Here is a 24,684-nt window from a genome sequence, read left to right as displayed (position 1 = left end):
ATGGGTAGAAGCCGGATATCAAATTCCAGGAATCTATGCTTACCAGATAAAGATTAGCTTTGAAAACTAATTAATAAAACCAAGAATCATTATTCTCGGTTTTTTATTCATTTCAAAAAAGTTTAAAAATAATTAAAACTTATCAAATACATTTTGGAGCCTATTTCTCCAAATTATACTCAAAAAATTATTATAATAAAAGATAGACATAAAAAGCAAGAACTTCTAGCCTTTACATTTTAAATAATAAAAAAATAATGTAAAGAATTAAATCTTATTTACTAAATAGGATTTTCATATTACATATTAAAATTAAAAATTATTTTTGAACATTTTCAGTTGTTCTTATTTCCTAAAGAAATTTTTAAAATTATTTAATAATAGGATTTAAAATAATTTAGTAATTTTTTCAAAATAGCACTTGAAAAAAAAAAAAAAAAAAGCCTTATAATGAAAGATAGCCCTAAAAAATAAAGGGTAATATTGCAAAATACCATTTTTATTTAGCAATTTTAGGAGGAAAAAAATGAAAAAATTACTAAGTCTTTTAGGAACAGTTGCCATAGGTGGAACAGGTGTAACAACAGTTGTTAGTTGTTCTGCTAATGTATCAGATAATGATACTAATGAGAATAACAATAATGATCAAGATATATTACTTGCGATTGCAAAAGAAATAAAAACTCTATTAAATGATAAATTATTTAAAAATTATATTGATAGTGGTGATGATGTTAATTTACCCATTATCTATGAAAAAGTAGATAACATTAATGACTCATACGAGTTGAATAATACAAAACCAGATGATAAAAACATTTTAAATTATTTATCTGATGTAGTTACTAAAGTAATCACAGAAGTAAATCAAATAATTAAAAAAGAATATTCAAATTACTATCAAAATAGTAATCCAATTGAATATAATTCTAATGATCTAAAAGCAACTATTAAATACGTTGATTTAGAAAATTTAATGAGTGATTTAAATATCAATATTCCAGAAATTCAAAATACAAAAATGGTTGGAATTGAACTAAACCTTTCATATAAAGTAAATTTAAAAGAACTTAATAAAAGTGACTCACTTTATAAATCATCAAATGTAACAAATAATATTGATGCTGCTACATTACTAAACAATAAAATCTATTTATTTTTACAAACTGAATTAAATAAATTTATGACTGAAAATGCTGAAATAGATTTAAATAAGACAGAAGAATTTAAAAAAATTTATAATTCATTTGATATCTCATCATTAACAAGTTTAGGTGATGCGATTAAAAATAAATTTCAAAATTTTATTAAAGATTCTGACCTACAAAAATATAAAATTAAATTTAATTCAACAGAATTTTTAGCAAATACAAAATCCTTTTTTGATAATAACGATAATTTTTCAAAATGAGCTAATAATAATGGAGCAATAAATTCAAATTGAACCATTTCAATTATTAATCAGTATCTTGCAAATTCTATGCCATATCTTTTTTTTGGTACAGGAGATAGTAGTAATTTAGAAAATCTGACAGCTGATACTTTTGTAAATAAATATTTAGAAAATAACATTCCAGGTTTTAACATTGAAGATGGTCAATTTATAACATTATTAACTTTTAATTTAGATTTAAGTTTTATTAATTTATACGGGATGAATTTATCAGGATTAATGTCAACTAGGGTTGAAGAAAGTAACCAAGTTTTTGAAGGGAAAATTACTTTATCAAAAGAAGCTTTAAATCAAAAATTACAAAATTATGGAAAAATAATTGTTGAATTTTATAAAAATTATAGTGCTCATCTAGAAAAGTATAAAACTTCATTGAAAGTAAGTACTGAAATTTTTGAAAAATTAAAAACTAGCGAAGATAAAAGTGCAAAGTTTTTATTTAAAACTTTAAAAGATGATTTTATTAATAACCCAATTTTTAAAAATTTAGAAGATATTAATATATTTGATATTAATAATAACAAGTCAACTGGAACTTATGTTTTGCAGGAAGATGGTTCACTCTACCTTGGATATAAAAGAGATTCCAATGACAGGAGATTTGGTTGAACATTGAACTTTACTTTTGGTTCAAATCAAAATATTAGATACACAAGTAACTTTTATTTTCCGGAAAGTAGTTTAACTATTATTAGTACTAATTAATATTAATTTATATAGATAAAAAATATTATTTTGGTTAAATTTAATAGAAAAAAGGAATAGATAACATGAATATAACAAATGTTAAAAAATTGAAATCCAAACATAAAATAAGATTAGCAATAATCTTATTTTCAATGTTTAAAGTCTATAAATCTTTTGTAATGTGAATTATATTTGGTTTATCTCTTGCCTTATTTGGGGCATTGTCTATTTTATTATTTATTACATCAAAAGATATTTATACTTTTTCTGTTAATTTTCAATATGGTGTATTTATTTTTTGTAATATTTTTTTACTATTTTTTATCATGATGACTGTAATTAAAATTTTTGGTCGAGAAATTGAAGATGGTACTTATTTATTGTTAATTTCTAAACCTTATTCTCGAACTTTAATTTTCTTTTTAAAACTAGTTTCTTTATGAATTTTAATTGTTTTATTTTTAGCGGGGATTACAATTTTTTCGCTAATAATTGGATTAATAACTAATCAAATTGTTAATAAGCCAATATTATTATTAAAGTTTAATGAACTAGCAGGAAAACTATTTACTTATTGTTTATTTATTTCTTTTTTTGCTGCCAGCGGTATTTTATTTGCTGTTACTTTTATGTCAACGCAAGGCGTTATGTTAATTGTAGTTTGTTTTTGTAGTTTATTTCTATTAGGAGGATTACCATATTCATTAATCATGACCCTAGGGAATACTACTGAATTATCTTTCAGTAATGGTACAGTGCAAAACTATACAGTTCAACAAATTAATAGTACGATTAAATTTAACGATTATTTAAAAACAGGTAAAATAAAATATCCAAATACAACAAATGCCATTTATGATTTCTATATGAATAAAACACCGCAAGAAATTGATGATATTATTAAAGAAAAAGATAGTGAGCAATCAAAAGTTGAACGCTTAAAATTTTTTCAATCATTAAGCTTAACAGAAAAGAAAGAAATTACTTTTCAAACAACAATGTTAACAAAATGAGAAGGAAAATATCGTGAATCTCCCTCAAGCGAATTAGTTCCAATTAAAAATATTATTTCTAATAATGGAGAAAATTATCCAATTATGCAAATAACATTATCAACAAATTACATGTTTAAACCTTTTAAAAAATTAAATCTTGAAAATATTTACCAAAAAGAAATTTATGATTTAGTCAACGAAACAAAGACCTATACAACTTGAGAACAATTATATCAATTGCGAAATTTAGAAGCTGCATCACTATTATATTTTGATCCGATTAACTCTACGTTTAAAATTAATAATGGAGAAAAGATGGCCATTAATAATGATGCCGGATTTAAAATTCCTGATGTTTTTCTTGATTTATATCAAAAACAAAAAATGGGAAGTACAAGTTATCATTACGATGGTGGTAATAATTTTAATAATGATTTTTTAACATTTTTTGATAATCCAACTTTATATGTTGTTAAAGAACTAGAAAATAATATTTTAAAAAAAGTTGCTGATTATAAGTTAATACAAACTGCTCCAATAAAACAAAATAATAATTGGTTAAAATATCAACGTTTAATGAAAACATATAGTTTAATTTCAAAAATAAATATTATTGAACATTGGAACCAAATGTGAACTTCTTTTATTAAAGAAGAACCATTATGATTTGAACCACTAGCAAATAGTAAAATCGATTTTGAAGTTCAACAAAATAAATTAATGAGCTATAAAAGTTCTGAAATTAAATTAAATGAAAATGGGACAATTAATCTTAGTCAAAAACCTTTTTTAAATATTTACATAATAATTATTGTTTATGGATCATTATCATTTTTATTTCTTGGTGGAGCTGAAGTAGTTTTAAAAAGAAAAATTATTTTATAAACTATTGTAAAGGGGATTATATTATGAATAAATTAATTTTACAAACTAAAAAAAGTAATAATGATAATGATTACGCTATTTATGTTAAACAGTTTAAACAATTTTTTAAAGCAATGATAATTGGGCCTTTTAATTTTAAAGTTACATCCGGGAAAATGCATGCCATTATTGGTGCTTCTGGAAGTGGAAAAACAGTTTTTATCAAATCTTTAATTGGGGGATATGCTAAACATTATGGAATTATTAAAATTTTGGGCAAAGATATCAAAGACCTTGAAGTGAAAAAAAAGATTGGTTATGTCCCAGAATTCATTACTTTTCCCGAAAAAATATCAGCCTATAATTTTTTAAAATTTATGGGGTTTTCAAATGGTGTTTATGGCCAAGAATTAAAACATAGAATTAGAACCCTAATGATGTCACTTGGTTTATGAGAACATCGAAATAAAGATGTTAATTCTTTTTCGTCAGGAATGAAAAAAAGGGTAATGATTATTCAAGGAATTGTCCATAATCCTGACATTCTGATTTTAGATGAGCCTGAAGCTGGATTAGATATTGCCAATCGAAAAAAAGTGATAAAGTATTTAAAATTTTTAACCCTCAAAGGGAAGACAGTATTTTTTTCTTCACACTTATTAGATGAAATTAAAGACTATATTGATGAATATACCTTTGTAATTAATGGTCGCCAAATTCAAACAGGCACATTAGATCATTTAGATATCAATAAAACTTATTATATTGTTGTTGATAATAATAAGAAATTCTTACAGTTTTTTGCAGCCAATAATGTTAAAAATTGATATGACAAAGATACTAAGCGGATTAATTTTGTTATTCAAAATCCCCTCCATTTACAATTTGTAACAAAGTTTGCTGAACAGCAGGAAATAAAGATTTTCAAAATTGGTCAAACTGAATTTTCTTTTGACTTTTTAATTAAAAAAGATAATTTAATTAAGTTAGAACAAAAACAATTAGCGATAAAACAAAATAGTAAGAATGAATCTGATTAGAGCGGAGAGATATAAATTATGAAAGCCAATGCCATCAAAGTATTATATAAAAAATTGTGTACCACTTCTCAAATTAAATTTAATAAATTAGTGATAGAAATTAATAAAAATAATAAAATTAATTTAAGAGATACTAAATTTTTATTATGCAAAATTAAAAAAAAATCGCTTTTTACAATTAGACAAAGGTGTAAAACCGTTAGCTTTCATTAAATGTAAAAAAGATTCTTATGTCTTCCTCCATAATTATAATTTATATTTTAAAGATGGAAATCTAAAGTTACCAATTTCCAATAATAAAATTACTTTATCAGCACAAACAATCAAAAATATTGAATCCAAAAATATGCAAAATAAAACTGTGAGCCCACAGTTAGAAAAGAAAACTGCTGCATTAAAACCAACCGCGCTCGTAAACATTCCAACCGCAATTGATAAAAATAACATCCTTCAAATTAAACAAATTAGTTGACAATTAAATGCACATTATTCAAAAAAAATTAATAAATTAAAAAGTATAATAATAATTCTTTTTTTACTAATTGCCTTTTTTCTTTCTGGAGCGGGAGGAATTTTAGGATGATACTTTTTAAATAATTCTAGTATCGCCGAAAAACCAAATAATAGTTTTAATCCGAATATTGGCACAATCAAAGCTCATGGCGCTAATTTAGCAAGTTGTGTTACATCTTTAGTACAATTATCAAATTTGAATATTTTAGTTGGGACAAATAATGGTGATATTTTTTTCCTAGATGATAATGGAAACATTAATGATAAAAAAACTCCATTCAATTCAGCAATTACTGCAATGGTCCAATTCAGTAACAACCGTTTGTTTGGGGCTGTTAATAAAAAAAATTATGAATTAACTTGAGATGGGGAAATAAAAAAACCATTAAATAACGAAAATAATGAAGAGTTCTCTTTAAATGTTACTGCAATTACAGAAATATCAAATAACCATATTTTAGCCGGCACTGAAGATGGAACAATTTATGAACTAAACTATGATGGAAAAATTACTAAAAAAATAATTGACCACCAACTAAAATCATTAGTAAGGTCCATAATAGAAAACAATGATTATATTTTAGTTGTAACGGCTAATGGAATAATTTATAAATTAAATAAAAATTGAGAAATAGTTGATATATTACCATATTACTTACCATTTACAAGTTTAATAACATTAGCATCAGAAAATAACATTATGTTAGGAGGAACTGATAAAGGGTCAATTTACCAAATAAATTTAAAGAATAACGCGAATATAAAAGTTAAACAACCAAATAATGAAACAATTACTGGAGCTATCTTAGCAATTGTTCAAATTAAGAATGGCGATATTTTTATAGGGTCTGGAATTGGCGATGTCTTTATTTTAAATAGTAAATAACTTTTATTTATTATTTATCAAAAAAAAAAAAAAAAATGGGGTTATTCACCCCTTAATCCTATAAAATTTGTATTTTAGTTGTAAAATTGCTATAATATTTTCATATAAAATTTTTTAAAATAAAAGAGGAGTATAAAAATGGCAACTTCATCAAAACAAAACAACTTTAAAGAGCAAAATTATCAAGATGCTAATTTAAAAACACCAGCTCACTTATTAGACAAAAAAATTACAGCTGTTACGTTAGAAAAATTAATTCGTCATAATAATGCTAATTTAAAGGGAGATATGGTTAAAAAACTGATGGCCAACTATTCAGTTGATCAAAAACGTGAACAATATAGTGCTTTATTACGCAATGATTTGTCAAAAACTAATAAAAAAGGAGATAATTTTGTTAATAAAAAATATGACACAATTCTAAGTACTCCTGAAAAACAATTAATGGAAAAGCCAAAAATTACCAAACCAGCAGTTAAAGTAGCAGTTACTAAACCGATTGTTCAAGAGCAACCAGTTGTTAAAGTAACACCAAAAATAACAAAACCAAAAAAAGTTACTCCAGTAATTAATAAACCAGTAAAACCAAAAGTTATTAATGCTAAACCAGTTGAAATTAAAGCTGATCTACGTCCAACCTTTAACGTTGAACAAAAGTTAGAACCTGTTGTTAAAAAAGAACCAATTGTTAAACCAACACCAGTTGTTGAAAAATTTAATAAAGCCACTTTTTTAAACACTTTAGCTGAAAAAGAATGGTCAGGAAGAATTGATCCAACAACAGGACCAGAATATTACCCAACAAAGCGAAGATCAAATAAATTCACAGATTTTATTAAAAGATTATTTGGGGTCTTTAAACTTCATAATTTATTTAATAATAAACATAAGTGAAATAGAAATAAATAAGACTTGCAAGAGTCTTTTTTTCTTGTTCGATAACTTTGGAGTCAGCTGTTTTTAGACCTTAATTTCTGGTATAATTACTATAAATACTAGGGGTGAAAGTATGGAAAAAGATTATATCAAATATTATAACTGGGCCAATAATAAATGAGCAAAAAAATGGCGAATTACTAGCAGTACTCGTCGCGAGTTATTTCGTCTCAAAGCAAAAATTCATTATATCCCATTATGACATCCAACTGAGGTTGAAGTTGATCTTGATAATCAACAATTAGTTGTACCAAAGAACTTAGTTAGTTTAATTACATCCCTCCAATTACCAAAAACCGATTATTATATGTTTAAATATAATAACATTAACAATTTACTATTAACATGTCATTATATTGTCATTAACTATACGAAAATTGTCGAAAATAAATTGCTAAATAATGAAATTGATCTACGTTGATCAACAACTTATGGGGCTTATTTCTTTAAAAAAATTACTAACCACTTAATTCAACAAGATATTGCTATTGAAACTTATCGAACAGCGCGAATTAAAAAACAACAGAATTTTTACCGTGCTAAAAATAAAAAACTATTTTATTAAAAGGAGAAAAAAATGTGAAAGTTCGTCTAGACCAATTGATGTTAACTAGAAACCTAGCAGAATCACGTGAAAAAGCAAAAGCCATGATTTTAGCTAATAATGTTTTAGTCAATAATGTTCCAGCATTAAAAGCAGGAGAATTAGTCCCTCTTGACTGTGAAATTAAATTACGCGGATTAGAGATGAAATATGTTTCACGAGCAGGGGATAAATTAGATAAAGCCTTAACAGCCTTTAAAATTGATGTAACAAACTTAGTTTGTTTAGACATTGGTTCTTCAACTGGGGGATTTACCGATTGTTTGTTGCAACATAATGCCAAATTAGTTTTTGCCGTTGATGTTGGCACAAATCAACTAGTCTGAAAACTGCGGCAACATTCCCAAGTTATTAGTCTCGAAAAAACAAACTTTCGTTATGCAACTCCTAGTTTATTTTCTGAGCCAATTGAATTTGCTTGCTGTGATGTTTCTTTTATTTCATTAGATAAAATTTTGCCGCCCTTAAAAGATATTTTACAACCTAACCATTTTTCAGTAGTTTTAATTAAACCACAATTTGAAACAACAATTGAAAAAGTTAATCAAGGCAAGATTTCTGATCCAACTGTTCATTTTGAAACAATTACTAAAATTATTAACTTGGCTTTAACAAATGATTTTAGTGTTTTACAATTAGATTATTCCCCAATTCTTGGCAATAAAAAAGCAAACATTGAATTTATTGCGTTACTGCAACGAACAGTTAATCCGGTCAATCATATTTCTAACGAAATGATTAAAAATGTTATTAATACTGCCTGAAAAAAATTAAAATAACCGCTTAAAGTGGTCATTTTGTATTATAATATTTACATTAAGATAAGAAATGAGGTAAAAAATGGCTAAAGGCACATTAGTAGGAAACGTTTTTGAAAAAATTAGTAACAACCATATTAAAGTTGGTGATAAACTATCTTTTATCGCTGAAACAACCAATTTAGAAGACTTTGATTTAAATACTATTGAGAACAAATACAAAGTTATTTCCACAATCCCAAGTATAGATACTAGTGTTTGTTTATTACAAACAACCCAATTTAACAAAACAATCTTAGAAAAATATCCTGACATTCAATTAATTACCATTTCACGTGATCTTCCATTTGCTTTAAATCGTGGTTGTGAAAGCTTTCTTCACCCTCAACATTTATTGTTAAGTGATGCAAACTATCGTGATTTTGGAAACAAAACAAAACTATACTTTGATTTTATTAATTTATTAATTCGAAGTGTCCTTGTCTTAGATCATGAAAATAAAGTAATTTATTTACAAATTGTTTCCCCAGTAACATCAGAACCAAATTATCAAGAAGTATATGATTTCTTGGCAACAATAAAGTAGTAAAAACAGTAAAAATATAGTGATAAGAACAAAAATAGTATTGTTCTTATCATTTTTGTGCTTTATGATTTTATAATTTTTCAAAATAAACCAAAATAAACTTTAAAAAGTCAGAATTTTAAAAATTCTAATTGTTTTTAAGACAAAAAAAAGTTAGATTTTAATTGTAATCAAGATTTATAATAATTTTAATGTTAAAAATGTTTTGGACCAAATAACAAAATAACGATAAAAATTATTTTTGTATTACAAGGAAAGGAAATATCTTATGAAACCGGAAGAAAAAAATAAAGATCTAACAAAAAGCAAAATTCCAATGCCTGATACAGTATTAGTAGGTTGCGAACAACATGCCAAAGAATGCGAAAAATGTAACAACCTCCAAGATGGCCAAGTAGCAATTACTAAATGCCCATTTTGTGAACAGCAAATGTATTTTTGCCGAACAAAACCCTGTAAATATAAATTACATTGTGTAACACCAAATTGTATTAAATCAAGTCATTCATTTATTTTTATTTCACAACATAATCATGAAGTTTTACCTCCAACTTCAAAAGGGCCAAAAAAAGGTCAAATGATTAAGTACAGTCAAAAATAATTTTCTAGAAAATTATTCTTTAAAAAATTAAATTTATTTAATTTTTTTGTTATAATTTTTTTATAAATAGTTAAAAATATATCATTAAGAAAAAAAGGAAAGCTATGTTAAAAATATTTTATTCAATGACCAATTTAACCCCAACAAATACTTCACTTAATAGTGGTGATTTAGATTCACAAACATTAATGATTATATGAGGTTCAGTCGTTGCAGTAAGCATATTTTTTATTGTGCTTTTTTTACTATTACATTTTTTTTGATGAAGAAAAAAAATTCGCAACAATCGTGCTGGTTCACTTGTTGCAACTAAAGAACGGGGAATTGTGACAGAAATTAAAGGAAATATTTTTTTAATTTTATCATCATTGTTTGCCATTGCTTTAGTTGTCGGAATAATCACCGTGATTCAGATTGCAATGCAATAAAATATTTACAACTATTTTATAATTAATATTTATTCTATAAGAAAGGAAAAAAATCTATGCAATATTTACAAAAATTGGGTAAAGCATTACAGTTTCCAATTGTTGTATTACCAGTTGCAGCCTTATTAGTACGGATAGGGGTATTAATGACCGATAGTAGTTTGAATTCTGCGTTAACACAAACAGGATCACTTGCTGGGATTTGATATGTTGGGGCAATTTTTAATGCAGTAGGATCTGCTGCCTTAAATAACCTTGCACCTTTATTCGCCATTGGGTTAGGATTTGGAATGGCAAAAGACTTCCGAGGAGAAGCAGCGTTAGTTGCCTTCTTTGGATGAGCTGTAATCACAGGATTAATGGCAATCATTCCACAACTATACTATAGCAATGTTATGAAAAGCTATGAACCAATTGGTAACTTTAATGGGGAAGCAAAATGGACAGAAATGCATTCACAAATTCTATATGTTTTTGATTTTAATTCAAAAGCAGCGGATGGAACTTATGGAGCAAAATACAATATTGATATGGGAGTCTTCGGAGGTATATTAGCTGGATCTTGTGTTGCGCTAATTTATAACCGCTACCAAGATGTTAAATTACCAGCCGCTTTAGGATTCTTCTCAGGACGTCGTTTTGTCCCAATGGTTACAGTCTTCTTCTTTTTATTAGGAGGATTTGTTATTGCTGCTGTATGACCATGATTACAACTTGCGTTGCAATACTTAGGATATGGTTTAGGCGCAATCCCACCCCTTGGGGCATTCTTCTACGGAATATTTAACCGTTTATTAATTCCATTTGGATTACACCAAGTATTAAATACTTATTTATGATTCCAACAACCAATTGTTGGACACTTAATGTCAATGAATGGTGTTCCATTATGACAAATTACAGATGGAGTATTACAATGAGCAGTTTATCATGTTGAAAATGGTATACCAATTATTGATGGTTGAAATAGTACTGGAATTGTTGAAACCATGAATGGTGATATTAATGCCTTTTTAGGGCAATTATATGCTGATGCTAAATTTGGTTTAGCTGGAGGAAGTGGAATCTTCCAAACAGGATTCTTCCCAATGATGATGTTTGGGTTACCAGCCGCTTGTGCTGCAATGATTTTATCAGTTGAAGATAAAGGAAAACGTGCTGAAGTAGCCGGAATCTTAGGATCATCAGCTGGAATCTCATTCTTAACAGGGGTTACAGAACCAATTGAATTCTCATTTATCTTCTTAGCACCAATCTTATTAGGACTACATGCCTTAATTACTGGAGTATTTGCAGCAATTACTGTTGGATTTGGAATTCGTGCCGGATTTGGATTCTCAGCTGGATTTGTTGACTGAGCTGTCTCAATCAAAACATCATGAGATATGTCAACAATTTCAGGAACATTACAAAACCCAGTTTACAAAGTCTTAGGAAATCCGTTAATGATTCTGCCAATTGGTATTGCAGAAGGAGCAGTATACTTCTTCTCATTTAAATGATTAATTAAAAAACTAAACTTAGCAACTCCAGGGCGTGAAGAACAAGCCGCTGTAATTGCTAAAAAATTGGGGAAAACAGTTGAAAAACATGCAAATAAAAAGAAAAAAGAAGAAAATATTCAATTAGCTACTAGTGCTGGGCCTGTTATGGCAAGTGCCTCAACAACTATCGCAACAAGATTTGACTTGAAAAAAGATCCAGAAGGAGCAGCAAAAATGGCCAAAGTAATCTATGATGCAATTGGTCATGATAACCTAGAAAAAGTTGATAACTGTATGACACGTTTACGTTTAACAGTAAAAGATAACACGATTATTGATCAACAAAAAATTAAAGATACAGGTGTTGCTGGTTTAGTTCTAGTTTCAAAAAACAAAGGAATCCAAATTATTGTTGGAGTTTATGTTGAATCCGTGGCAAAAGAACTTTCAAAAATTTCAGGGAAATAATTTTAAAAAATTAAATTACCACTTTATTTGTTTAAAAACCGATAAAATTATCGGTTTTTTCTTTATTATTTTTAAAAAAACCAAAACAAGTTGAATTTTAATTACTATTTTCTCTTAAATTTGTTATTAATAATTTTTGAATATATTGTCAAAAAAGAATTAGCAACAGATTTAAAAGTAACAATACTAGAAAAAATTAATGATAATTCTGATTCTACTATTCGTGAAAATCTTAAAAATAAAAATCTTATCATGTCAGACATTGCAATTGTAAATATTACAGAAACAAAAGCTACAATCATGCCAATTAAAGATAGCCAATTTTATTTACCAAATGATAAAGGAATTGAAATAGAATTTGAGTTAAAGAAAGATTTAAATGATTTGATTTAATTAAAAACTTTAGGTGAACTTGCAAACAATCAACCGCAAACAATCCTGGATGCCATTAAAGTAACAAACAAAGGCGTTGATATCAATCAAATCGAACTAGACGGAACTGTTAGTGAAACAGAAGCAAATATCAAAACAAAAGAAGATAGTACTAACTACAAACCTGACAGCACAGTAACAGTATCATTTACAATTAAAGAACCAGAAAATACTAAAAAAGATATAGATAAAATTTTACTAGAAACAGAATTAGAAGAAGTTAGTGATATTAATAAAGAATTTATTATTAAAACAATTTAATTTTTCAGTTACAATAATTATTTTTAAATAAAATAGCATTTAAAACGCTATGTTATTTTTTTTAAAAATAAGTTACAATTAATTTAGCATTAAAAATGCTACTTATCAAAATAATAACGTCTATATAAATTTATCAAGCATTTATTTTACTATGAAAGGGATAAAATTTATGAAAACATTATTATCATTAACTGGAGTTTTTGCTTTTGGAGCAACTCCAATTGGAACTTTACTAAATAATACAAATAATATTAATGAAACAGAAAAATCAGTTCTAGTTGGTTACTGACATAATTTTGATAATGCACAATCAGCACAATGAACACAGGAATTTGCAAAATACATTAACTTAACAGATGTCCCAACAGAATATAACTTTGTTAATATCTCATTTATGCGTTCAGAACAAGTTGGGGTATTGCCTGATTTTACACCATTAGTTGCAAGTCACCCAGAAATGACGCAAGAACAAAAAAATGCTTTTTTTGTTAAAGAAATTGATATATTACATTCTCGTGGGCAAAAAGTTATTTTATCCTTAGGAGGAGCAGATGCTCATGTGGATTTAAAAACAGCTGATACTCAAAACTTTATTGATAAAATTATTGAATTAACTGATAAATACGATTTTGATGGATTAGACATTGATTTAGAACAAGCGGCCATCAATGCTAGTGATAACGAAATAGTTATTCCAAATGCTTTAAAATATGTTAAAAACTATTATCAAGCACAAGGAAAACATTTTTACATCACAATGGCCCCAGAATTTCCATACTTAAAAACTAATGCGGCTTTTGGTGATTACATTAAATATTTGGAATCACTTGAAGGATATTACGACTGAATCAATCCGCAGTTTTATAATCAAGCTGGTGATGGGGTTAATGTTCAAGATGAAGATCGTGCTGAATTAAACTTAAACTTATATTGACTAGCACAAAATAATGTTGAATATAAAGCAGAATTCTTATATTTAATTAGCAAATATATTGTTGAAGGAAAAGATAACTTCTATCAAATTGATGCTGATAAATTAGTGATGGGATTACCTTCAAATATTGATGCTGCTAATAACGGTCAGGTTCAAACTGGCGACATTGCAAAAGCAACAAATTACTTAAAAGCTAAAAACATTTTTGTCAAAGGATTAATGACTTGATCAGTAAACTGAGATAAAAATACTAACTACTGATTTAGAGATATTTACTTAAATGAATTTTACCAATAAACTTATTAAATTAATAATAAAAGTAAACTATTATGAATAACTAAAATAAAATAGACACATAACTAACTTTTTATGTGTCTATTTTATTTTAGTTATTCATTTATTATTTTATTACTATTATATTTACTCCATTATTTTGATTAATAGTTAATGCCCAAATAAAAAAGTGGTTGTTGGGAAACCCATATTTTATAAACATTTTAGAATACTGAATAATTTCAGTTTTTTTACTGCTTAAATCGTATATATACATAATTCTTGGGATTAGCTATGACATAAAATTATCAGTATGTTCCTAATGATATCCTTATCTTTAAAGCCAATGGCCCAAATAGTGGGTTTAAATGCCCTGAAAACAGGAAATAACGAACTGGGTTCTATTCTTTCAAATTTAGATCGTGACTTACAGATTTATCATGATATCGGAATTAAGAAAATTGCCTGTAAAAATGACATTAATCTATTTAATTTTACTGATAAACCAAAAGCATTATTTTTAATCATTCCTGACGAAAAAACTAATCACCACATTCTTGCCAGTTTATTTGCTTTGCAACTATACAAAGCAAATGTTTTAGTTGCAAATTCCCAACCTAACAAACGTTTGCCAAGAGATATCCAATTCTATTTAGATTAATTTGAGAACATACCTATGATTCCAAACTTTCAAGGATTTGTGACCGTCGCTCGAAGCCGAGACATGTTTTTCTTACTTATTTTACAAGATTTCTTACAATTAGATCAAACATATGGGCAAGAAAATCGGGGAATTATTCATTATAACTGTAACTTGAGTATTTATATTTAAATAAACGATACACAAACTGCAGACATACATTCAAAAATGTTAGGTAATCAAATAGTAAATATTGATAGTTTAATCAAAAATGAAACCGAAAGAGAAATTTTACAAAACAAGGCAAAAGTAGACTTACCAAATGTTACAAGTTTACTAACTAAATCACCAAGTGAAAGAATAAAAGAAGAACGTGAAATTGTTGAAAAGTACCATAATATCCAAATCAAAATAAATAAAGAAAAAAACAAAAATTTAATTAATAAAAATATACAAGATTTGAAATAAATCTTGTTTTTATGTGTAAAATAAAATTAGTAGTAAAATAAATTACAAGATATAAGAATAATAAAAATTTATATTAATAGTTAGACCAGATATTATTTATAAATAATAGGTAGGGCTTTGGGTGGGTTAGAGAAAAGGATTTGTTATAATGAAAAATTTAATATCTTTATTTGGATCATTAGCATTCATAAGCAGTGCAATTATTCCATTAGCAACTAATGAACAAAATTATCCTAAAGAAAATATTGTAGATATTTCAAAGAAAAATATATCATATTTAGAATCAATAGATGATATATCTTTTGATTTAAGTCCTGGTCAAATTGATGGATTTAAATTACCAAATATGTTAAATTTATTTAAAGAATTACAAAAAATTCATTTTGATACAGGTAAAAAAGTATCATTATATGGGATGCCTTCTTATGGTTTTTTATGAGACAATGATAAAGAATATGACCCTGGATATCTAGAATCTCCAGCTATTTATAGCATTTCAAATTTAATTAATGAAAAAAATGTTGAGTTTATTGGTGTATCATTAATTATAAGTGCAACTAATTTACGTAATTTTACAGGAATTTTACAATATAAAGTTGATAAAATTAATCTTAAGGTTAAATTATTTGATCATACAAGAGATTATTTACCCATTAAAGAACAAAATTTTAAAACAATTTTAGGTATAGATTATTCACTATCTTAGAAAGTTATATATAAAAATGATTAAGCAATTTGAATATTAATCTTCGGCTGTCCGAGAAAGAAGCCATAAAAGTGCATACACTTCTTATCCTGCTTCTGAAATTACTACGTAATTTTTAAAGAAATGGGGTATAATGTTACATTAGATGACCAATGACACATCCTATGATTTTTATCGTATGCATGTGTTTTTTATTTACAGAAAGTACAGAGGAAATTAATATATGATAGATCAATTAAAGAATACAAATCAAAATTTAATACCAGACTATGATTCTTTTTTAATCAAAAAAGAAAGAATTCTAAAAACTATGGAAGCAAAAGAAGTTCTTTTAATAACCGGAACAGTTAAAATAATGAAACCAAAATATTTGGTAAGATTATCAGAAAAAGAAGTATTTTTTTATCCATAAAATTCAATCTTTTTAAAACAATTGGCAAATCCCTAATGAAAAACCCAAAACACATACAAATACACTAGGGGATTTATCAGATACCATTTTAAATGAATTTTTAAATATAAAAAATGGAGTTGCAACTTTAAAACTATTTGTTCATTCTGGTTCAACAAGTGATAAAACAATTGGTTATTCTGAATCTGAAATAGTAACACCAGATCACCCCCCCTGAATCAAATGCTCCTGATGTTAAATATTAACTTAATAAATAAGATTTTTATATTTTTCAATAAAACTAAAATTTATTATAATTTACCAAGTAATTTAACTAAAAAACGTTTTTCAAGTTTTTTTTTTTTTTTTTCAAAAAATACTGTATAATTAATAATAGTTATTTATTTTTTTATTGTATCATTTGGAGGTGAATTAAATATGGAAAACAAAGTGCAGGTTTTTTATGACAGTATGTGTAATAGTTGTCAGTATAAGTTTAAGAAAGTTATTAGCGTTGCTAAAAAGAATGCATTAAAAGACTTAGATGATTTGCAAGTATTTCTTTGTACTGTTGATAAAAATCAAAGTATTGAAGATGATAATGACCTTGTTCCACTAGCTTTTATTTTTTGCAAAAAAGATTCTTATGTTTTCTTTTGAAAAGAGGATTTATATAATGGTGATGGCTCATCTAAAATTAAAATTGTTAATGATAGACTGATATTATCCCAAGCAACAATTGATCGGATTAAAGAGCATAATACTAATAATAATGAGTTAACAGTAGTTAAAAAGAAACAAACTCAAGATATTACTTCAAAACTTATTAGTGAAAATAGTACTTCAATTGTAAAGCATTTTAATCGGCAAATGGCAATTATGAATCGCCAAAATTTATTACATATGACCAAGATTAAAAAAATGATTTTAAGTATTGGTTTGGTAATTATTTTATTATTGGCAACCCTTGGCGGGTCTTTAGGATGATATTTTTCAACTAGAAATAATATTTCTAATGGACAATTACCTAATTATAATTGACGAATTAATTTGAATGAGCATTTAAAAGATAGAGACTTAGGGGGAATTGACAATAATGTTGAAGAAACTATTTTAGCTGCGGTTAAAGTAAAGAACTCTGTAGTTCAAATTGAAGACTTGTATGTTAAAGATGTTACCGAAATTTCAGCAACAGTGGGGGTTAAATCATCAAGTAGTTTATATGATCCTAATTCTTCTGTTGAGGTTAATTTTGAAGCGACGTTTGTAACATTGGCAACTGATGTAAAGCAACGAAGTTTTCCAAATGTGAATCTTGGCGAAAACCCAGACCCAGAAGAATTAATGACCATAGTTAAGAAGGCAAATAATGATTTAAGAACAGATGAGGTAGAGATTAAAAAAAACATTCAAAAAAGTAATAAAACTGTCACAGCAGAATTAACTGTGCTTAAAAGTAGTGACCGATATTTACCAAATGATACTTTAAAATTATATTTTAGTAGTGATAATAGAAAACTATTATCAGAGGTTTTAACTAATAAAGAATTAGGAGATATTATAAATAAAGAACCAGAAACTATTATCAATAAAATTGGAAAGTTAAATCCGAAAGTCCATGTTAATGAAATTGAACTTGTTTCAGATTCTATTACTAGTGAGCAAGCTTTAATTAAAGTTAAAATGGACAGTACAGATTATATTGTAAATAATGATGTAATTAAAGTTAATTATCGTGTTTTTAATCCAAATATTGGAACCTTCAAAAAGACAGTAACTAATTTGTCTGGTAATATTAATAGTTTAATTTTGTTGGCCAATGAGAAGGATATTTTAGTAGGGACAACTCATGGATTATATCTTTTATATCCGAATGGAACATTTAATAAAAAAATTGTGGATGATAGAATTCCTGATGATTTCAAAGTATACTCAATGTTAAAACAAAAAAATGGTAATATTTTGGTAGGAACTAATAATCATACAGTTTATCAGTTATTTCCTGATGGATCATTTATGGGGGTAGTAACAAATACATTTGATGTTTATTCAATGGTAGAGTCTAGTCCTGGCTTAATTTTAGCTGGAGGATATGACGGAGAAATTTATCAATTAGATTCAAAAGGAAAAAGTATTAGTGAAGAACCAGTAACGGAATTAGAGGGCACTGTTCATTCATTAATTTTATTATCAAATAGCAAAGTTTTAGCAGCAACAGATGGACCTGAAGGGGCGGGTATAATAGGGGCGGGTATAATATATGAATTATACATGAATGGCAAACAAAAAGAAAAAAAAGAAAAATTAAGTTATAGCCCCAGAAACATATTTGAATTACAAGATGGAACAATTTTACTTGGGATGTGGCACTGGGGGGAAATTTATCAGTTAAATAATAACGGAACAATAAAAGCGACAGTTGATATAAAAAAATACAATGCTCTTTTATCTTTTGTTCAAACTACATCAGGTGATCTTTTTGGTGGAACAAATGATGGAAGTATTTTTCAATTAAATAATGCATAAACCTAAAACATTTTAAATATTTGCCACCATAAAAAATTAGATAATTAAAGCATTTAATCCTATTTAATAAATAGGATTTTTTATTTTATATTAAGATAAAAATGATTATTTACAGATAATTATAGATTACAGAATATATCAAAAAAAATAACATATTAGAGTTTTAAGAGTATTAAAAATTATTAACTAATTGATAAAATTAGTGTTTTTTTGTATTATATTTTTTTCGAAAAATGTTTTAATAAATATAAGCAAATAAGATTTTTCATCTTCTAAATGCTTATAATGCTATAATAAACATTTAAAAATTGCCCCACAACTACATAATTTATTCCATCCATAGTTAATTAAAAATTTGCAAAAATAATTTTAAAAAGTATAATAATAACTAAGTTTAAAATATTAACTAGGAGGACTACTATGAACATCAGTAAAATTAAACAACAGTCTTGCTGGTTTGTTGGCATTATTTTAGCGCTATTTATTTTAAATAATATTTTAACTGCAGTTTTTAACATTTTTCTAAATAATATAGCCTTATTTTACTGAACCTATAATTTGCTATATAGCATAATAATTTTTATTATTTTTATTTCGTATATGAGTTTATTAATTCAATTATATAAAGATATTAAAAGATACAATTTTTTAACATCACCAAGGGTTAAAATTGAATGAAAAAATATTATTGCCAATAATAGTATATTAATAATTTTATGAATAACTAATCTTTTTATTTTTTTCATAAAATTATTTGATCACAAACATTCTTTACTTAGTATTATTTTGGGAGCAGAGGATAGTATTTATTTTGGTCTATATTACTTTTTTGCCTTTTTATACTCAAGTTTTATCATTTTTTTAATTACAACTATTATTATTACTATTTCTTTTAAAAAATACTTAAAAATAATTAAAACTATTTCAAACATTAATCCTTTTGATGATTTTGTTGAAAAATATCTTGAGTATCTGGTTGTCATTGAATCACAAAATACTGTTATCATTTATTTTTCTAATACTTTTTTAAAAACAGTTGTTTTAAAATTTCGAAACTTAATTTTCCGTTCTCGTTGGTCACTTTATTTAAATACTTTTAAAAAAGGAGTAGCACCACCAATAGTTTAAAAATTTACTAAAATAAATCTTAAAACAGCAGAAAAACTAATTTTAAAGAAAAAAAGGAGAAAAAGAAAATGAAAAAATTATTAAGTATTTTAGGAACCATTGCCATTACTGCTTCTGGAGCAAGTTCAGTAGTTGCATGTGGAACTAAAAATGCCACAAGTGCAATTGATACATTCAATATTAAAGATAGCTACCAAACTGTTCCAAATGGGTTTGCATTAAAAAAACTATTAGCAAAAGATGGAAACAATGTTGATAAACTAAGAATCCAATTTTTACCAGGTTTAAATGAAGCAACAATTCGTTATATGGGACCAACAACAAAATCAGCATTTATTTCAAAAAAAGTTAAAATTGAAGGATTAACTAATAATATTAGTCAAATTATTACAAAAACTTCATTACCAATTAGTGGTGTCGATAATGCTTATAAAGATAAAGTTTCACCATTAGAATTAATTAATTTATTAAACCAAACTAATTTAACAACAAATGATGTAAAAGTTAATGTTGATTCAGAAAAACACATTGTAACTTTAACTGGAATAAAAGAAGGGGACTTTAAAGGTGAAGTTGAAATTAATGATGAAGCTTTTGATTGAACTGATTTTGCCAGTTTAACTAACATCAATGATGTTTACTTACCTTATGAACTTGCTGATAAGTTTATCAACAGTGATAATAGCACTATGGCTATTTTAACAACTATTTTCCCTATTTTATTAGAATTTATTGGGAACCTTAATCCATTATTTGAATTTTACCAACAAAAAATTACCGATTTAGGGATTGCTATCCTATTTGAATCTGCAAAACAAACAGAATCAATTATTAATAATCCAGTTTTAACAGCAAAAATTAATAAAAACTATGAAGGTTCATTAGTTTTTGGAGCAGATATTACGGACCTTAAAAATAACTTTAAAACTTTTATGACAGGAACAATCCAATTTAATTTTAAAATCTTAAATGATATAAATCCTAACTTTATGACTAAAACACATGGTAAAGGGGCAGATTGACAAACAGGGAAAGAATATGATATTCATGAATACTTATCTGGTAACTATAATGAAGAAAATAAAAATCAATTAGTTTTTGACTTAGTTGAAAAATATTATGGTAAAGATTTTCTTGACAAATATCATGATGTATTATTAGAAGATTTTTGAATTACTGACTTAACAGCAACAAGTGCTATTTTAAAACCAAAACCTGGATCAATGTTATTTAGAAATCATGATGAAAAAGGTCTTATTGTCGCCCAAGAGCTTACAAATCCAGTCTTTTCATATAAAATAATAGTTCATTTTAACATTACTAATGGTGACATAAATGATATTCTTAAATTAGAAACAACAAATTTAGGTCAATTATACAGTGAAGAAAAATTAACTAAAGAAGAATTGGGTACTATTTTTATTAAAAAAAATAATCTTAAAGAAGATTCACTAAGTGACTGAGGTTTATTTAAAATAACTGATATTACTGATAATAGTTTTATGATTAAAAGTCAGTTAGAAGTATTCAAAGGAAAAATTAAAATTGATTATGCATGAGAACAAAAAAGAAGTTTAAGCAATATTATAACAAAAACAAATTTAGGAGAAATCGATTTAGCAACTTTACAAAATTTTAATCAAGATATTATAGATAAAGTTATTAGTTTAAATCCAACTGTTAATAAAACGTCAATTAAAGTAGCTAAAAAATCAATAGATGATAATGATAATGCCACAATAGAAATAGTTCCTTTTAATGATGGTTATGATCAAATCTATTCTGGTTCAGTCAATGTTACTTTCAAAGCAATTAATCGCCAAGATATTGCAAAATTAATTCCACCTAACTCTGATTTAGGAAAAATTGTAGCAGCTAATTCAGCAAGTATTATTAATGCAATTAATGTCCAATTTAAATTATCTCTAAAACTTTCCACCGATGTTAGTGTTAAAATAAGTGATGACAAAAAATCGGCAACAATTGATGCAACAGGATTTATATCACAATATTTTGGAACAACAACTGTTAAATTTACAACAGCATAAATTTAAAAACAATACTAAAAAAATAAGTTCATATGTGAATACCTAAAATAAATTAGACACATAAAAAGTTACTTATGTGTCATAATTTTATTAAAAGGTATTCTTTTATTATGGGAACAAAATGATTTACAAAAAACGAAAAACTTAATATTTTAAAATATTACAAAGAAAATGGTTGAGCAAAAACAATTAAAAAATTTGAAATTTCAACACCAACTTTATCTCGTTGAAAAAAGGCAGTTAAAATTAGTGGAGAAAAAGCGTTAGAACCAGGAAATGGTCTACAATCTAAAGGAATTCGTCGACCAGGGCGTCCAAAAAATCTTAATTTTGAATTAATGACAAAAAAAGAATTAATTGAGTATATTGAAATGATTCAAGATGTAAAAAAGTCCTTGCCCAAATCGAAAAAGAAGAAATTTCAAACGATTTGGTCCTTAAAGAAAAAATACAAGATTAAATTCTGGTAACAAAAGACATGAAAATATCATGAATCAAGATTTTTCAACCACAGATATTAATCAAAAAATAGGAACAGACATAACATATTTATTAACAAGCGACAAAACCTATTTTTTATCAATAGTAAAAGACTTTCATACTAATGAAATTTTGGACTACCAAATCAGTAATAATTTAGAAAAAGAATTTGTCTTTAAAAACATAATTAATTCTTGAGTAAAAGCTGGAAAGCCATCAACTTGAGTTCTACAATCAGATCAAGGTTTTCATTATACAAATTCTGATTATGAAAAATTATGCAATTATCTTGGAATTACGATTTCAATGTCCAGACGTGGAAACTCTTATGATAATGCCCATACAGAATCATGATTTGGTACTATGAAAACTGAATTTTTATATCATATAAAAAGAAAAAAACGAACAGCCAAATGAATTATTGAAAATCTACCTAAATATATCTATTTTTACAATAATTTTAGACCACAAGCCAAATTAAAAGGAATGAGTCCTGTTCAATACAGAAAATCATCCCTTCAAGTAACTTTTTAATTGTCTATTTTTCTTGACATATTCAATGAACTTATTTTTCTTTTCGTTTCCTTTGATAGTTATAAACTGATGTTAAAACTCAACTCTGGGGAACATATTTTGTTAATTTTTTAACAAATTTATTTGTTGCTCCTGTGATAAGATAATTTTTTTTCTTAACTTTTAAAGCTTTGGTTAAACTTTTATGAGCATATTTTTGCGTTGACATTACTTTTACTGTTGAATGATAATTAGCATCACTTTGATTACTACTACGATTTCAAAAATCAGTTTTTAATGGTCCGGGACAAACTGTAATAACACGAACTGGTGATTTTGTTTTTTTCAGTTCCGTATTAACAGCAACGCCTAAACTTCAAACATAGGCTTTAGCCGCATAATAACTAGCAAAAACTGGGCCAGGAGTAAATGCAGCTAAACTACCAACATTAATAATTCGTCCAACACCATTTTCGGCAAAACGTTGTACGAATAGCTTTGTTAAAATATGTAAAGCTTTAATATCTAAATCAATCATATTTAATTCTTGTTCTAAATCAGAATCTTTAAAATAACCTCAGACACCATATCCAGCATTATTAATTAAACATGTCACATTTTCGTTTTTTGTTTCTTGCGCTAATTGATAAACATTAGCTGTTTTACTTAAATCTAAATTTAATAATTTTACTTTTTGATCAGGATATTTTTTAGCTAATTTTCCAACTGGTTCACAATTACGAGCAACAGCTATAACGTGATAGCCTTTTTCAAATAGTTCTTGGCAATAAGCATATCCTAACCCTTTACTTGCTCCTGTTACAATTGCTCATTGATTAGCAATTTTTTGTTTTGCCATTTTAGTTATTTTCCTTTTGTTCCGGTAATTTTGGCTTATTGTTAACAGTTGTAATATCAAATAACATTTTACGATTTAAATAAATATAATTTCCTGCTGAATACAATGATAATAGCGTTGCTAAATACATTGGAATCAGAATCACTTGATTAATTCAACCAAATTCATCTCATTGACCATGACCATGAATTTGGCCATTAAACATTTGAAAACCAACAAAAAATAACATTGACATTTCAAACATTTCAACGGCTGCCTTAACTTTTCCTCATCAATTTGCTGCCATTACAACTTTTTTGCTAGCTAAAATTTGGCGGACAACATCAATAATTAAATCACGCCCTAATAAAAGCACAACAATTCAAACGGGCAAAATATTAGCACATGCGAAAACAATTAAAACAGTATTTGTTAATAGTTTATCTGCAATTGAATCAAAAAATTTCCCAAAAGTAGTTACTTGATTATAGTGACGAGCAATATAGCCGTCTAAAAAATCAGTTAAACTAGCAATAATAAAAATAATACCTGCCACTAAATATGCATAAGGTAACGTATAGGTAACACTATCATTAACCTTAATAACAATCACATCGGTCCATCCAGCATATAAGGCATTTGAAAATGGATATAATAACATTAAAACAATTATTACTGGTACTAAAAATAACCTAATTAAAGTGATACGATTAGCTCAATTCATTGAATTTTTCCTCTTTTCT

General features: G+C 26.4%; 25 protein-coding genes. 23 read left to right on the top strand and 2 right to left on the bottom strand.

The genetic code is table 4. The features are described 5' to 3' along the window. The first annotated feature begins 526 nt into the window (after window positions 1-526). From SCHRY_RS02485 to SCHRY_RS05540, 23 genes are all read left to right on the top strand, one after another. Window positions 527-2,158 (top strand): lipoprotein, encoded by a 1,632-nt coding sequence (locus tag SCHRY_RS02485; RefSeq protein ID WP_016338891.1) that lies wholly within the window; start codon window positions 527-529, stop codon window positions 2,156-2,158. 65 nt (window positions 2,159-2,223) lie between these two features. After that, window positions 2,224-4,020: an ABC transporter permease gene (locus SCHRY_RS02480; RefSeq protein ID WP_016338890.1), complete on the top strand. Its 1,797-nt coding sequence runs from the start codon at window positions 2,224-2,226 to the stop codon at window positions 4,018-4,020. Window positions 4,021-4,043: 23 nt separating this feature from the next. Beyond that, complete coding sequence (locus SCHRY_RS02475) at window positions 4,044-5,039, top strand: ABC transporter ATP-binding protein (protein ID WP_016338889.1); 996 nt, start codon at window positions 4,044-4,046, stop codon at window positions 5,037-5,039. A 346-nt stretch (window positions 5,040-5,385) separates the two neighbouring features. Next, window positions 5,386-6,438, top strand: a complete 1,053-nt coding sequence (locus tag SCHRY_RS02465; protein ID WP_016338888.1) for a ligand-binding sensor domain-containing protein — start codon at window positions 5,386-5,388, stop codon at window positions 6,436-6,438. A gap of 138 nt (window positions 6,439-6,576) precedes the next feature. After that, window positions 6,577-7,347, top strand: a complete 771-nt coding sequence (locus tag SCHRY_RS02460; RefSeq protein WP_016338887.1) for a hypothetical protein — start codon at window positions 6,577-6,579, stop codon at window positions 7,345-7,347. A gap of 100 nt (window positions 7,348-7,447) precedes the next feature. After that, entirely contained in the window at window positions 7,448-7,939 is a 492-nt protein-coding gene (locus SCHRY_RS02455) for a hypothetical protein (protein WP_016338886.1), read from the top strand. Window positions 7,940-7,953: 14 nt separating this feature from the next. Next, the gene (locus SCHRY_RS02450; protein WP_016338885.1) at window positions 7,954-8,757 is read left to right on the top strand and encodes a TlyA family RNA methyltransferase; all 804 of its coding nucleotides are present in this window, start codon (window positions 7,954-7,956) and stop codon (window positions 8,755-8,757) included. A gap of 61 nt (window positions 8,758-8,818) precedes the next feature. Further along, window positions 8,819-9,322 carry a thiol peroxidase gene (locus SCHRY_RS02445; protein WP_016338884.1) on the top strand — a complete coding sequence of 168 codons (504 nt, stop codon included), beginning with the start codon at window positions 8,819-8,821 and terminating at the stop codon, window positions 9,320-9,322. 268 nt (window positions 9,323-9,590) lie between these two features. After that, window positions 9,591-9,923, top strand: a complete 333-nt coding sequence (locus SCHRY_RS02440; RefSeq protein WP_016338883.1) for a hypothetical protein — start codon at window positions 9,591-9,593, stop codon at window positions 9,921-9,923. 104 nt (window positions 9,924-10,027) lie between these two features. After that, on the top strand, window positions 10,028-10,351 hold the full coding sequence (locus tag SCHRY_RS02435) for a hypothetical protein (protein ID WP_016338882.1): 324 nt from the start codon (window positions 10,028-10,030) through the stop codon (window positions 10,349-10,351). Window positions 10,352-10,407: 56 nt separating this feature from the next. After that, window positions 10,408-12,303 carry a PTS transporter subunit EIIC gene (locus tag SCHRY_RS02430; protein WP_016338881.1) on the top strand — a complete coding sequence of 632 codons (1,896 nt, stop codon included), beginning with the start codon at window positions 10,408-10,410 and terminating at the stop codon, window positions 12,301-12,303. A gap of 90 nt (window positions 12,304-12,393) precedes the next feature. Further along, window positions 12,394-12,696 carry a hypothetical protein gene (locus SCHRY_RS02425; protein ID WP_041611870.1) on the top strand — a complete coding sequence of 101 codons (303 nt, stop codon included), beginning with the start codon at window positions 12,394-12,396 and terminating at the stop codon, window positions 12,694-12,696. 469 nt (window positions 12,697-13,165) lie between these two features. Beyond that, window positions 13,166-14,227: a glycosyl hydrolase family 18 protein gene (locus SCHRY_RS02420; RefSeq protein ID WP_016338879.1), complete on the top strand. Its 1,062-nt coding sequence runs from the start codon at window positions 13,166-13,168 to the stop codon at window positions 14,225-14,227. Window positions 14,228-14,549: 322 nt separating this feature from the next. Continuing rightward, complete coding sequence (locus tag SCHRY_RS05560) at window positions 14,550-14,864, top strand: type IV secretory system conjugative DNA transfer family protein (protein WP_236608003.1); 315 nt, start codon at window positions 14,550-14,552, stop codon at window positions 14,862-14,864. A 9-nt stretch (window positions 14,865-14,873) separates the two neighbouring features. Further along, complete coding sequence (locus tag SCHRY_RS05555) at window positions 14,874-15,035, top strand: TraM recognition domain-containing protein (protein ID WP_330217199.1); 162 nt, start codon at window positions 14,874-14,876, stop codon at window positions 15,033-15,035. Between the two features lie 36 nt (window positions 15,036-15,071). Continuing rightward, entirely contained in the window at window positions 15,072-15,311 is a 240-nt protein-coding gene (locus SCHRY_RS05550) for a hypothetical protein (RefSeq protein WP_016338876.1), read from the top strand. 148 nt (window positions 15,312-15,459) lie between these two features. Beyond that, complete coding sequence (locus tag SCHRY_RS02405) at window positions 15,460-16,017, top strand: hypothetical protein (RefSeq protein WP_016338875.1); 558 nt, start codon at window positions 15,460-15,462, stop codon at window positions 16,015-16,017. A gap of 223 nt (window positions 16,018-16,240) precedes the next feature. Further along, window positions 16,241-16,429 carry a hypothetical protein gene (locus tag SCHRY_RS02400; protein WP_016338874.1) on the top strand — a complete coding sequence of 63 codons (189 nt, stop codon included), beginning with the start codon at window positions 16,241-16,243 and terminating at the stop codon, window positions 16,427-16,429. Window positions 16,430-16,846: 417 nt separating this feature from the next. After that, a complete protein-coding gene (locus SCHRY_RS02395; protein ID WP_016338873.1) occupies window positions 16,847-18,934 on the top strand; it encodes a ligand-binding sensor domain-containing protein in 2,088 nt (695 codons plus the stop codon). Window positions 18,935-19,354: 420 nt separating this feature from the next. Continuing rightward, window positions 19,355-20,062, top strand: a complete 708-nt coding sequence (locus SCHRY_RS02390) for a hypothetical protein (protein ID WP_016338872.1) — start codon at window positions 19,355-19,357, stop codon at window positions 20,060-20,062. Window positions 20,063-20,130: 68 nt separating this feature from the next. Further along, window positions 20,131-22,110, top strand: a complete 1,980-nt coding sequence (locus SCHRY_RS05260; RefSeq protein ID WP_016338871.1) for a lipoprotein — start codon at window positions 20,131-20,133, stop codon at window positions 22,108-22,110. A 110-nt stretch (window positions 22,111-22,220) separates the two neighbouring features. Next, complete coding sequence (locus SCHRY_RS05545; RefSeq protein WP_236608002.1) at window positions 22,221-22,580, top strand: hypothetical protein; 360 nt, start codon at window positions 22,221-22,223, stop codon at window positions 22,578-22,580. A 19-nt stretch (window positions 22,581-22,599) separates the two neighbouring features. After that, window positions 22,600-23,124 (top strand): IS3 family transposase, encoded by a 525-nt coding sequence (locus SCHRY_RS05540; protein WP_236607990.1) that lies wholly within the window; start codon window positions 22,600-22,602, stop codon window positions 23,122-23,124. A gap of 31 nt (window positions 23,125-23,155) precedes the next feature. Here SCHRY_RS05540 and SCHRY_RS02375 read toward each other — a convergent pair whose 3' ends face one another. Together SCHRY_RS02375 and pgsA are read right to left on the bottom strand one after the other, a co-directional pair. Continuing rightward, the gene (locus tag SCHRY_RS02375) at window positions 23,156-23,962 is read right to left on the bottom strand and encodes an SDR family NAD(P)-dependent oxidoreductase (protein ID WP_016338870.1); all 807 of its coding nucleotides are present in this window, start codon (window positions 23,960-23,962) and stop codon (window positions 23,156-23,158) included. 1 nt (window position 23,963) lies between these two features. Further along, window positions 23,964-24,665: a CDP-diacylglycerol--glycerol-3-phosphate 3-phosphatidyltransferase gene (pgsA, locus tag SCHRY_RS02370; protein ID WP_016338869.1), complete on the bottom strand. Its 702-nt coding sequence runs from the start codon at window positions 24,663-24,665 to the stop codon at window positions 23,964-23,966. Window positions 24,666-24,684 lie beyond the last annotated feature (19 nt).

The organism is Spiroplasma chrysopicola DF-1 (assembly GCF_000400935.1).
GTDB classification, from domain to species: domain Bacteria; phylum Bacillota_I; class Bacilli_A; order Mycoplasmatales; family Mycoplasmataceae; genus Spiroplasma; species Spiroplasma chrysopicola.
The sequence above is the reverse complement of the archived record's forward strand: the minus strand, read 5'-3'. Positions and strand labels throughout refer to the sequence as shown.